The following is a 12,213-nucleotide window of genomic DNA, read 5'->3' on the forward strand; positions in this document are numbered from 1 at the left end:
CTTATCGACTGAATAAAGAAGGGGAAAAGTATGGCGAATGGATATTGACTAGAGGAGAAATAAACCAGCTCGAGCGTGCAGGTATTGCCGTGAGAAGAATCCCTATCAAGGATAATACATATAGACTAAAACCCACGACCCATATTTTTAAAAGGGGGCGTGGGTTGTTTTATGCAAGAAAAAATCCCAATTCTTATACTTGCTCCTGATATCGTAAATATGCTGCAACTAAAGTTTTAGCAGCAATCGGCATTGCCCTCTCATCGAAATCGAATCTTGGATGATGATGTGGGTAAAGGTTATCTTCTTTCCGTGCACCAGTGAAGAAGAAAGCACCTGGTTTATGGATTGTATAATAAGAGAAATCTTCTGCACCCATTACAGGGACGACTTCCTTCACAACCTCAACACCTTGTACCTCTTTTGCAGCATCCATCAAGATTTCTGCCTCTTGTACATGGTTTTTTGTAGGTGGATATCCTTTTGTATATTTAAGATCATAGGTTACATCGTTCGCAAGGCAAACCCCTTTAAGAATTCTTTCCATTTCCTCGATAACTTGCTCCTGCACCTCAAGATCCAAATGGCGGACTGTCCCTGTTAATCTAGCTTTATCAGCAATAATATTGAAATTATTTCCTGAATTAAATGTACCAATCGTTAATACCGCAGTTTTAAGTGGATCAATTCGTCTGCTCACAATTTCTTGAAATTGTGAAACGATATTCGCCCCAATCACAAGTGCGTCCTTTGTTTCGTGTGGAGAAGCACCGTGGCCACCTTTTCCTTGAATTATTAATTCAAATGCATCAGCACCTGCCATTAAGACGTCTTTTGATGTTTGAATTTCTCCAAGTGGTACTAATGACTGCAGATGGGTGCCAAAAACAGCATCAATATCATCTAAAATTCCTGATTCAACAATGGATTTCGCACCACCAGGTATTTGTTCTTCTGCATGCTGATGGACAAATACAACCGTTCCCGGAAGTTCTGCTTGATGCTCAAATAATGCTTTGGCAATCGTAAGTAATGTAGATGTATGCCCATCATGTCCACAAGCGTGCATCACGCCAGGTACAGTGGATCTATAGGCAACATCCTTTTCATCGTCAATTGGCAGAGCATCGAAATCTGCACGTAATGCAACCTTCTTGCCAGGCTTTCCACCTACTAATGTCGCGATTACACCATTTCCCCCAACATTTGTTTGATAAGGAACTCCGAGGCTTTCATAAAAGTTAGCTATGTATTTCGCTGTTTCTGTTTCCATAAATGAAATCTCTGGATGTTGATGCAAATAGCGCCGTCTTTCCACCGTTTCTGGATATAATTTATCGATTGATTCTGAAATTTTATTCAACAATAGAACTCTACCCCTTAGTTGCTTTTTTTATATATTATAACAGTCTTATTTTGGTATTGTTATATAATTTTTTACAATTGGACAAATCAGATAATGATAATTAATTTAAATTGGAAATTACAAAAAATGACAAAAAAAGTATATTATACGAGCATTTCAAATAGGGGCTATGGTATAATTTACTGGCTTCAGCAAACCTGCATCGTCACACCCTTAGTTAGGTTGGTTTAATCACTTCTTGACGGATGAGCGTCAAAATAATCTACGTGATTTTCAACATGTAAATGGAATTATTTCCGGAATAGTAATAGGAAGATAGTAAACGATAAAGAGGATAAGACGTCCCTATCTAAATTATCAAAAATTTAATATAAAGGAGTTATACATAGATGGTAAATAAGAAAAAAGGTACAGATAATCAATTGCTGTCCTCAAATGAACAAAAAAAGCGTAGCGGGGCACTGATTGGGGCTGCCTTCTTGATGGCAACCTCCGCAGTTGGCCCAGGATTCTTAACACAAACGGCTGTGTTTACGGAATCATTGCTTGCAAGCTTTGGTTTTGTAATTTTAGTTTCAATTATTTTGGATATTGGCGCACAAATGAATGTATGGCGCATTATTACCGTTTCTGGAAAACCAGGACAGGACATTGCTAATGCAGTCTTACCAGGACTTGGCTATGTTGTTGCTGTGTTTATTGTCATCGGTGGACTTGCCTTTAATATAGGTAATATTGGTGGTACGGGATTAGGATTAAATACTATGCTAGGAGTAGATGTTAAAATTGGTGCAGTAATATCAGCAGCGTTAGCAATTTTTATTTTTTTATCTAAGGAAGCTGGAGCTGCAATGGACCAAATCGTTAAATGGCTTGGTGGGATTTTATTAATTCTGATTGCATACGTAATGATCGTTAGCCAACCACCTGTTGGAGAAGCTGTTTTACGTACTTTTGTTCCAATTGAACTTGATATTTACGCAATAATTGTGATTGTAGGTGGTACTGTTGGAGGATACATTACATTCTCTGGCGGACATCGACTGCTAGATGCGGGTATTACAGGCAAGGAAAGTATTCCAGAAGTAAATCGAACGTCCTTACTAGGAATTGGTGTCGCTTCTCTTGTTCGTATTATGCTCTTTTTAGCGGTATTAGGAGTTGTTTCAAAAGGAGTAAGTTTGGATCCTTCAAACCCTGCAGCAACGGTATTCCAGCATGCGGCTGGTGACATTGGTTTCCGTTTGTTTGGTTTAGTACTATGGGTTGCGGGAATAACTTCAGTAGTCGGTGCGGCCTATACTTCGGTGTCGTTTTTAAAATCATTTAGCAAGAAAATCGAAAAATATGCGAATTACTGGATTATCGGTTTTATCGTATTTTCAACAGTAGTTTTCACATTTATTGGTAACGCAGCAGTATTACTAGTCCTTGCAGGTGCTGTTAATGGCTTAATTTTACCGTTAACGCTAGGTGCAATGTTACTTGCAGCGAATAACAAGAAAATCATGGGAGATTACAAACACCCGATATGGTTGACAGTATTTGGTATAATTATAGTTATCATGACCGCGGTATTAGGCGTACGTAGTCTAATTCAAATGTTACCGCAGCTGTTTTAATAATAAAGGGACTGTATTACCCTTTTTTTGCAGACGAGAAAGTTCACCGGGTCTCTCATTGCAAACTTGCAACTTAGGTTGTCACCTACCTTGAGGCTTGGTGGCAGCCTAGTTTTAGTAGTTAAGAAAGAATAAGATATTTCTTACTACATAAGTGCAACTAAGGCTGCACCGAAAGACTTGGTTAAACCTTAGTTTGCTAATAATTTATAAAGGGGGAATCATATGTTTCGAATAGATGCTTATGGCGATATGGGATTACGGGTTCAATTAGGTAAGACGATTTCAAAAGAAACGAATGAAAAAATTCGCAGTCTGGCCCTATGCTTGGAAAAGGAGAAAATATCTGGAGTCATTGAATGGATTCCAACGTATACGGCAATTTCCATATCCTATGACCCTTATATTATTTCTTATGATAAGCTTAAAAATAGAATAGAGGATTTTCGAGAACAGATGGTGAGTGTGAAGCTACCACCTGCAATGGTCGTTCATATTCCAGTTTGTTATGGAGGAGAGTATGGTCCAGATCTTGAGACAGTCGCAAAACATAATGGAATAAATGTCGAAGATGTGATAAATCTCCATGCGGACGTCGATTATTTAATTTATATGATGGGCTTTACACCTGGTTTTCCATATCTGGGAGGAATGTCGGAGAAAATCGCAACACCAAGGCTAAGCAACCCTCGCCGGAAAATTCCAGTCGGCTCTGTTGGCATCGCTGGTGCACAAACAGGTGTGTATTCAATGGAAACTCCAGGTGGCTGGCAGCTTATTGGCAGGACTCCGGTAAGATTATTCGATTCAAGCAAGCAGGAGCCGATTCTTCTGCAGGCAGGGAATTTTGTACGCTTTGTTACAATTAATGAGGCAGAATATAAGGCGATTGATGCCGAAATCAAGCAAGGGATCTATCAGCCAAAACGTGAAACTTTTCTTGTAAAGTAGTATTGATAGGAGGAAACATAGTGGCTAATAATGTTGTCGATCTAAACAGTGATTTAGGGGAAAGCTTTGGCGCCTATAAGATGGGTCAGGATGATTTAGTGATGGAGTTTATATCATCTGCGAATATTGCTTGTGGCTATCATGCTGGTGATCACAATGTCATCAACCATACGATAAGAAAGGCGACGGAAAAAAATGTCGGTCTTGGTGCACATCCAGGTTTCCAGGACTTAAGCGGATTTGGTAGACGGAAGATGCAGGTTGACAGTGAGGAATTATATAATTTAGTTACTTACCAAATTGGGGCTGTCCAAGCCTTTGCTACGATAAATCACAATAGGCTCAATCATGTGAAACCACATGGAGCGTTATACAATATGGCTAGTAAGAATGAAGAAATGGCCCACGCGATAGCAAGAGCTGTATACGACATTGATCCAAAGTTAATATTATTCGGACTTGCTGGTGGCGAACTAATACGGATGGGGAAAAAAGTCGGTCTGCAGGTTGCGGAAGAAGTGTTTGCTGATCGAACGTACCAGCCTGATGGATCATTGACGGCAAGAACAGAAAAAAATGCAATGATTGAGGACGCAGTTGTAGCCGTCAATCGTGTAATCCGTATGGTAACTGAAGGAAAAGTGGAAGCGGTGGATGGAACAGACATTGCAATTACTGCGGATACGATTTGTGTGCATGGCGATGAACCAAAGTCCTTAGAGTTTGTAAAACGCCTTCGTGATGGACTAACTGAAAAGGGAATTCTAATAAAAAGAGTAGGGATCTAAAGTGGGAAATTATATATTTGAAGTAGTGAAGCCAGGTCTAACAACGACTATACAGGATCTCGGCAGAACGGGTTATCAACAATACGGAGTTGTTGTCGCAGGGGCGATGGATGCCTTTGCGCTGCAAGTCGGTAATCTGCTTGTTGGGAATAAGCGTGGGGAAGCTGGTATCGAAGTTGTTATTATGGGTCCAACATTAAAGGTGTTGACGAATACGGTAATTGCGATTTGCGGCGCAGATCTTTCTCCTAAGCTCGATGGCGAATCAGTAACGTTGTGGAAATCATTCGCTGTAAAATCAGGGCAAACCTTAACATTTGGCAAACCTTTAAATGGTGCTTATGCATATATTGCTGTTGCAGGTGGAATCGAAACGCCGATGATTATGGAGAGTAAGTCCACCTATACGAAGGCAGAGCTTGGTGGTATTGAAGGGCGTAATTTACAAAAGGGTGACCAAATTCCAATTGGTGTTCCAAGTACAACAGTCAAAGCGGGGATAGGATTACCGATAAGACAAATTCCAGATTATCGTTCTGGCAGAAAAATACGAGTGATTTTAGGACCAGATCATAATGCATTTAATAGTGAAAGTATCGATCGATTTCTTTCAGAGAATTATAAGTTAACATCGCAATCGGACAGGATGGGCTCTCGACTGGAAGGACCAAGTCTTTCTTTGTTAAAGGGTGCTGATATTATTTCCGATGCTATTTTTCCCGGGACGATTCAAGTACCGGCAAATGGACAACCAATTATTCTCCTTGCAGATCGACAAACAACAGGTGGCTACACGAGAATTGCTACTGTAATAACAGTTGATTTGCCATATGTTGCACAAATGCTACCAGGGAATGAATTAGCGTTTGAAGCAATAAGTGTGGAAAAAGCACAACGGCTTTATGTTGAGCAGGAGTTATTACTGCAGACATTGAGTGTGGCGGCTGGGGTTTATTAATTGCACTAGAATAATCGATTATAAACAAAATAATTGAGGAAGTGACAACAGGAACTTTTTGCACATGTATGATACACACGATGAGAATTACGCGGTGATATAAGATTTGAACTTGAGAAGGAAAAATAAAATCCCGTTCACTTTTAATAGTGAACGGGATTTTTTGCAGTTTAGGCATTTTTGTTTATATTTAGCGTATTAAAGAAGGAATAAGACCTACAGATGAAGAATTATGTAGAATAATGATTATAAAGGATTGGAGTGGAAGAAATATGACTATTATCGATATTTGGACAGGAGAATCCAGTGATCCATTCAAATTGAAACCGATTAGTCCAGCTAAAATCAAAGAGGTAGAGTTAGTTCTGGGCGTGGAATTGCCAGAAGTTTATAAACAATTAATAGTAAAACAAAATGGCGGCTATATCATCTATAATTCCTATCCAACTAAAAAACCAACAGCTTGGGCAGAAGATTATATTCAATTTGATTACATACTAGGGATTGGAAATGAAGAAGGTATTTTAGATAGTGAAATGTTAATTGAGGAATGGGATCTGCCTAAAGGATTAATCCTTATTAATGGTGATGGTCATACTTGGGTGGCATTAGATTATCGAAAGAAAAAAAAGAACCCTCCAGTAATCTATTTCAATACGGAAGAGAATACTTCTTTTAAGCTAGCAAAGAACTTCGAGGTATTTCTTTCAAAGTTATATATTGGGACAGATGAGGCAGAGGCTGAATTAGAGGAATGGACAAATGAAGAAGCAGAAGAAATATTTAAAGGATCGGATGAGGACCTGATCAGCAGTGTAATTATTAGTCTGCAATCGAATGGTGATTTGGATTGGGTTGTAAGCAAATTAAAATCTTTAGCAACGCATAAAAGCAATTTAGTAAGGGAAACGGCTGTTGCCGTACTAGGAACTGTATTAGGTAATTTTCCTGATAATGAAGAATGGCTAATGAAGCAGTTAGAAGAATTTTCTAGACATGAGAATGATTTAATTAGGAGAGAAACTGCAGAGGCGATGTTAAATCATGTGATGAATGGTCCAAAAGAAGAATTCGTATCTAGATACAACAATATTATTGATATATTAGTATTAGATAGAGATGAAGATGTTAGGGAATTAGCTAAACATGCGAAAGAAGAGATAGATGTTAGATAGGGAAGGTATGAGTATTTAGTTTGGATAAGAGGCCGAAACAAAGCTGATTGAATGCAACGCATTGTAATTAAAGGAATAGATTTCCCTGATGTCGAATGAATATAATTAGAAGAAATCAATGAAGCATGTATTCTATAGATGAAGTATTTCCTCATCCTTAGTTAAAGAAGGAGGAGCAAATGTGAAAATTGGGAGAAATGAACCTTGTCCTTGTGGAAGTGGCAAAAAGTATAAAAAATGTTGTTTAAACAATCAAATTGTAGTTCAAGAAGTAAAAACACAAACTACCAGCAAGATGCGGACGGTAGAAGACGTAGAGCAAATGGAAACAGAAACTATTATTAAATTACTTCAGGAATTTGGCTTACCAGTAAGTAAAGATTTTTTTATTTCCGAAATAGAGGATTTTTCATCTGTAAAAGAAATACTTCAATTATGGAACGAAGATCATTATCTAGATATTAGTAATTCCATAATCGGTTTTATCTTACCAGCAATCAAAGAATTAGCGAAACGATTAGCTCCAGATTACCTGCTCCTTGAGCATTTGGAGGATTGGATAAATGAAGGGTATATTTTTGCAGAAGCGAATGATAATACTCATGCATCCTTTGTATGGTGGAAAGTGTGGAAGTATTTGCCCGAGTGGATAGGGGATAGAACCATTACTTCGATTGGTGAGTTGGACAAAATAACTAGCTCTTCCATGAGTAATTCATTTTCCAATTGGGTGAAAGACTTCGAGTTACAGCTTGCTGGTGCGAGGATATCAGATGGTCTGTTTATTCATATTAGGCTTATCTATTCGGAGGAATTCCTTGAGCTATTCCCAGACTCAGATGAAACGATCATAGCGAATATGACCTTGGCAAAGGGTGAATCTTTAATTGACTTAGGTAAAATAAATGAAGCGGATGATGTATTTAGAGAATATGTGAATAATCATCCTAATAATTCATGGACGTATATTCATTGGGGGGATCTGTACAATCCTGAGCTGCGTTCAAAAGCAGTTGATAAAGATAGAGCAATTACATTGTATCGAGATGCTATTAGATTAGCAACAAATGCAATGGATCGTGACGTTGCTGCAAAACGTTTGTACGTATTAGAAAGTGCTGTACCATCATGACTCCAACTCGACCACGAGGCGCTCCACTAATGGGATATGGGCTCCGAACTAAAACTGGAACACTCCAAATTTGAAATTAACGTTCCAACTCGTATATAAAGCGCTCCAATCAAGGTCTTGAGCGCTCCCTATCAGGAGTGAAATCTCCATCCCATTCCATCCAGCGAGCGCTTTTTATGCCTGCAATTGCACAATCATTTACTGACATCATTTGACAAAACTTGGGAAGTGGTGACAGGCGAATGGAGTGTTTTTGCACCCCAAGCTCGCACAACTTGTTCAGCACTTAGCTCTAATAGTTCTACCGCATCTTCCATCGATTCTTCTAAGGTCATCGGTTTATTCGTAATGCTGTGTACACTTATAACACCATAATCATGGAGTACATCTATCCCTTGTCCAACAGAACCAGCAATAATTATCGTAGGTACACCTGCCAGCTTAGCTGCTTCCGCAACGCCAAGGGGGGTTTTTCCAGATGCTGTTTGGCTGTCAACTTTCCCCTCTCCTGTAATTACTAAATCTGCGTCTTCCAAAAAGCTGTTAAACTTACTATACTCAAGAACAACATCGATTCCTCGTTTCATTTCACCTGGGAAAAATGCTTGAAAGGCTCCACCGATTCCTCCTGCAGCACCTGCACCAGGGAGATTATGGAGATAAACACCAGTTACCTTAGCAACCTCGTTCGCCCAGTGCGTAAGGTTACGATCGAGCAAACGGACTATTTCAGGAGATGCGCCCTTTTGAGGTGCGAAGACATGTGAAGCGCCCTTGGCACCAACGAGTGGATTTTTTACATCAGATGCAATTAGAAAATGACTTCCTTTAATCCTTGGGTCGAAATCCCTTGTATCAATCCTGTCTACTTTATTTAGCTCGCCACCACCATAGCCAATTGCATTTCCATTTGCATCAAGGACATTTAAGCCCAGTGCTTGAAGCATTCCCACTCCACCGTCATTCGTCGCAGACCCACCGATTGCAAGAATAAATGAAGTATACCCGTCATCTAGTGCTTGTTTAATCAACTGTCCTGTACCAAATGTTGTTGCATCCAAGGGTGCAAGCTTCCCCATTGGAACAAGGTCAAGGCCTGACGCAGTTGCCATCTCGATGACACATGTTTTTTTATCGCCTAATATTCCGTATTTCGCTGTGATTTCATTTCCAATTGGGCCAACAACGGATACATTTCTAGTTGTACCATTTGTCGCAGCTACTAGTATGTCCATTGTTCCTTCGCCGCCATCACCTACAGGAAGGAGAACCGTATCAGCATTAGGAAATGCACGTTTTATCCCGTGATTAATTGCCTTGGCCACTTCAACTGCATTCAAACTACCTTTAAAAGAATCTGGAGCAATAATAATTTTCATCAAAACAACTCCTTTGGAAACGATATCAATAATATTTATTAAATTATACGAATCTTGAAGACATTTGTATATAACTATATCATAAATGTGTAGTGTGGAAATTCTGTCTATTTTGTAAAAAGTAACTAAAGAGGTTGTTGCTTGTACAGGATTCAATCAATTGTACCTAGACTGTGCCTCGCTTTAAAAATTTGTGATCCAAATCATGATTCATATCTTTTAGTCAGTTAGAAATAAAAGCATTGGTTCACTAGCTTGATGAAGAGGGCGAGTCGTTTTGCTGAGAGAGTGCTGAAGAGCGCAGATGCGAATAAGGTGAAAATACTAGAATCGTTTTTCGAATATCCAAAAAACAGCTGATACTTTTTTCCTTCACCGAAATACACTAATTTATCGGCTGAATAAAATCATAGAAGATACAGGTACCCTAAAAATCAATCTATTCTTAACATAATTTTAGGCTCAAGTGTAGTAACATAATGATAGAGGGTTAACCAATGATTTTATATAAAAGTAAAGTTAATCATCAATTAGATGGAGGGTTTGGGATGAAAACAGTGAAGAAAGCAATAATTCCAGCAGCAGGGTTAGGTACAAGATTTTTACCAGCAACTAAGGCGATGCCGAAAGAAATGCTACCCGTCGTGGATAAGCCAACAATTCAATATATCGTAGAGGAAGCAATTGAATCGGGAATTGAAGATATCATCATCGTTACTGGTAAGGGAAAACGTGCAATTGAAGATCACTTCGATAATAATTTTGAATTAGAACAGAACTTAATGGAGAAGGGGAAATTTGAATTACTGGAAAAAGTCAGACATACATCTGAGGTAGATATTCACTATATTCGTCAAAAGGAACCAAAAGGGCTCGGTCATGCTGTTTGGTGTGCGCGTAAGTTTATCGGTGATGAGCCGTTTGCGGTACTGCTTGGGGATGATATCGTTCAAGCAGAAGTGCCAGGTCTGCGTCAGTTAATTGAACAGTTTGAAGGGACGGGGTGTTCTGTTGTTGGTGTACAGCAAGTAGCTGATAATGAAACAGATCGTTATGGAATTGTGGATCCACTTTCTGCAGAAGGCAGACGATATCAAGTGAGGAACTTCGTCGAAAAACCATCACAAGGTACAGCACCATCCAATTTGGCAATTATGGGTCGCTATGTATTTACCCCGGAGATTTTCTCATTTCTTGATAAGCAGGAGACCGGTGCTGGTGGGGAAATTCAGCTTACCGATGCGATTCAGCAATTGAATCAAGTTCAGGATGTGTATGCATATGATTTTGCTGGAAAACGTTATGATGTTGGAGAGAAGCTAGGGTTTATCCGTACGAACCTGGAATTTGCATTGCAAAATGAAGAATTTGGTGATGAAGTAAGAAAGATGTTGAACGAGTTATTATTAGAGCATGGAAATATTAGATAGAGATAGTTTAAGTTAATTCTAGTAATCAATCCAATGCAAAAATATAACAAAATTATGGGGGCTACTCATGAATATTTCAGTTGTTGGTACAGGGTATGTTGGTTTAGTGACTGGTGTGAGTCTTGCTGAAATTGGTCATCATGTTATCTGTATTGATATCGATGAAGCTAAGGTAGAGCAGATGAAGCAGGGGATCTCCCCAATTTATGAGCCTGGATTAGATGAGTTGATGTCAAGAAATATTGAAGCTGGTCGTCTTACTTTTACAACCAATCATAAAGAAGGATTTCATCTAGCTGATGTCATTTATATTGCTGTTGGCACACCAGAAAAAGTGGATGGGTCTGCAAATCTAGTGTTTATCGAACAAGCAGCAAGAGATATTGCTAAGTATATTATGAAAGACATAATTGTGGTGACAAAGAGTACAGTTCCCGTTGGTACGAACGATCGAATACTAGAAATAATTGAAGACAATCAAATACATAATGTACAAATAGATATCGTTGCAAATCCGGAATTTTTAAGAGAGGGTTCAGCATTAATGGACTCTTTTAATGGTGATCGAATTGTTATCGGAGCAAATAATGTTTATGAAGCAAGTATAATCGAAAAAATTAATGAGCCGTTTGGTTTGCCGATTTATCATACAGATATTCGAAGTGCAGAATTAATTAAATATGCCTCTAATGCATTTCTAGCAACGAAAATAAGCTTCATTAATGAAATTGCCGCTATATGTGAGCGTGTAGGTGCAAATGTGGAGCATGTTGCAAAGGGCATGGGGATGGACAAGAGAATCGGTGGGGAATTTTTAAATGCAGGCATCGGCTATGGTGGTTCTTGTTTTCCAAAAGATACGAAAGCCTTGATTCAAATAGCCGGGAATGTCGCATATGATTTTGAACTGCTAAAAGGTGTCGTCAATGTCAACCAGAAGCAGCGAACCCTTTTAGTAGATAAATTGAATGAAAGATTTGCTACACTAGTTGATAAGCGGATCGCCGTTCTTGGACTTGCGTTCAAGCCGAATACGGATGATATGCGAGAAGCTGCTTCAATTATTATAACGGAAAGATTAATTGAAAAAGGTGCAATAGTTATTGCTTATGATCCGGTAGCAATGGAGAATGCTAGGGGAATATTACATGCTGATATTCTTTATGCTAACAGTGTGCAAGAGACACTCCACGATGCCGATGCTGCCCTTGTATTGACAGAGTGGGATGAAATTCGTAATGCTGATCCTACTGTCTTTCATTCGATGAAAAACCCGATTGTTTTTGATGGGAGGAATTGTTTTTCAGTTGATGTTATGAGAGAAGGCGGCGTGGAATATTGGTCGGTGGGGAGGTAGGGATTTTGAGCCATCACTCTTTTGTTTTATAAAGTTAGTAGAGTGACTGGCCTCC

10 protein-coding genes and 1 pseudogene are annotated in these 12,213 nt (G+C 39.0%); 9 read left to right on the forward strand and 2 right to left on the reverse strand.

Annotated elements, in window-relative coordinates; all coding sequences use genetic code 11:
- Positions 1 to 193: 193 nt before the first annotated feature.
- The gene (locus tag CWR45_RS17080; RefSeq protein ID WP_115751049.1) at positions 194 to 1,366 is read right to left on the reverse strand and encodes an amidohydrolase; all 1,173 of its coding nucleotides are present in this window, start codon (positions 1,364 to 1,366) and stop codon (positions 194 to 196) included.
- Between the two features lie 389 nt (positions 1,367 to 1,755).
- Between CWR45_RS17080 and CWR45_RS17085 the strand changes: the two genes are divergently transcribed.
- The 6 genes and pseudogenes from CWR45_RS17085 to CWR45_RS20535 form a co-directional block, all read left to right on the forward strand.
- Positions 1,756 to 2,988: an NRAMP family divalent metal transporter gene (locus CWR45_RS17085; RefSeq protein ID WP_115751050.1), complete on the forward strand. Its 1,233-nt coding sequence runs from the start codon at positions 1,756 to 1,758 to the stop codon at positions 2,986 to 2,988.
- 225 nt (positions 2,989 to 3,213) lie between these two features.
- Positions 3,214 to 3,939: a 5-oxoprolinase subunit PxpB gene (gene pxpB / locus CWR45_RS17090; protein WP_115751051.1), complete on the forward strand. Its 726-nt coding sequence runs from the start codon at positions 3,214 to 3,216 to the stop codon at positions 3,937 to 3,939.
- A 20-nt stretch (positions 3,940 to 3,959) separates the two neighbouring features.
- Complete coding sequence (locus CWR45_RS17095) at positions 3,960 to 4,727, forward strand: LamB/YcsF family protein (RefSeq protein WP_115751052.1); 768 nt, start codon at positions 3,960 to 3,962, stop codon at positions 4,725 to 4,727.
- A gap of 1 nt (position 4,728) precedes the next feature.
- Positions 4,729 to 5,685, forward strand: coding sequence for a 5-oxoprolinase subunit C family protein (locus tag CWR45_RS17100; RefSeq protein ID WP_115751053.1), 957 nt, complete (start codon positions 4,729 to 4,731; stop codon positions 5,683 to 5,685).
- Between the two features lie 272 nt (positions 5,686 to 5,957).
- A complete protein-coding gene (locus CWR45_RS17105) occupies positions 5,958 to 6,860 on the forward strand; it encodes an SMI1/KNR4 family protein (RefSeq protein WP_170138901.1) in 903 nt (300 codons plus the stop codon).
- 181 nt (positions 6,861 to 7,041) lie between these two features.
- A pseudogene (locus tag CWR45_RS20535) lies at positions 7,042 to 7,116 on the forward strand (SEC-C metal-binding domain-containing protein); the annotation flags it as partial.
- 1,070 nt (positions 7,117 to 8,186) lie between these two features.
- Here the strand turns inward: CWR45_RS20535 and CWR45_RS17115 are convergent.
- Positions 8,187 to 9,371 (reverse strand): glycerate kinase, encoded by a 1,185-nt coding sequence (locus CWR45_RS17115; protein WP_115751055.1) that lies wholly within the window; start codon positions 9,369 to 9,371, stop codon positions 8,187 to 8,189.
- A gap of 343 nt (positions 9,372 to 9,714) precedes the next feature.
- On the opposite strand from CWR45_RS17115, the gene CWR45_RS20540 reads away from it, so the two are divergent.
- The 3 genes from CWR45_RS20540 to CWR45_RS17130 all read left to right on the forward strand — a co-directional run bounded on the left by CWR45_RS20540 (position 9,715) and on the right by CWR45_RS17130 (position 12,158).
- Entirely contained in the window at positions 9,715 to 9,825 is a 111-nt protein-coding gene (locus CWR45_RS20540; RefSeq protein ID WP_115751281.1) for a helix-turn-helix domain-containing protein, read from the forward strand.
- A gap of 94 nt (positions 9,826 to 9,919) precedes the next feature.
- Positions 9,920 to 10,801, forward strand: coding sequence for a UTP--glucose-1-phosphate uridylyltransferase GalU (gene galU / locus CWR45_RS17125; RefSeq protein ID WP_115751282.1), 882 nt, complete (start codon positions 9,920 to 9,922; stop codon positions 10,799 to 10,801).
- A gap of 67 nt (positions 10,802 to 10,868) precedes the next feature.
- Positions 10,869 to 12,158: a UDP-glucose dehydrogenase family protein gene (locus tag CWR45_RS17130; protein ID WP_115751056.1), complete on the forward strand. Its 1,290-nt coding sequence runs from the start codon at positions 10,869 to 10,871 to the stop codon at positions 12,156 to 12,158.
- Positions 12,159 to 12,213: the final 55 nt, after the last annotated feature.

This window comes from Oceanobacillus chungangensis (genome assembly GCF_003369565.1).
Taxonomy (GTDB): Bacteria; Bacillota; Bacilli; order Bacillales; family Amphibacillaceae; genus Oceanobacillus; species Oceanobacillus chungangensis.

What these genes read in the sequence shown, in the direction of transcription:
- CWR45_RS17085 (WP_115751050.1), top strand. Translation starts at nt 1,756, where the DNA reads ATGGTAAATAAGAAAAAAGGTACAGATAATCAATTGCTGTCCTCAAAT.
- pxpB (WP_115751051.1), top strand. Translation starts at nt 3,214, where the DNA reads ATGTTTCGAATAGATGCTTATGGCGATATGGGATTACGGGTTCAATTA.
- CWR45_RS17105 (WP_170138901.1), top strand. Translation starts at nt 5,958, where the DNA reads ATGACTATTATCGATATTTGGACAGGAGAATCCAGTGATCCATTCAAA.
- CWR45_RS17115 (WP_115751055.1), bottom strand. Translation starts at nt 9,371, where the DNA reads ATGAAAATTATTATTGCTCCAGATTCTTTTAAAGGTAGTTTGAATGCA.
- galU (WP_115751282.1), top strand. Translation starts at nt 9,920, where the DNA reads ATGAAAACAGTGAAGAAAGCAATAATTCCAGCAGCAGGGTTAGGTACA.
- CWR45_RS17130 (WP_115751056.1), top strand. Translation starts at nt 10,869, where the DNA reads ATGAATATTTCAGTTGTTGGTACAGGGTATGTTGGTTTAGTGACTGGT.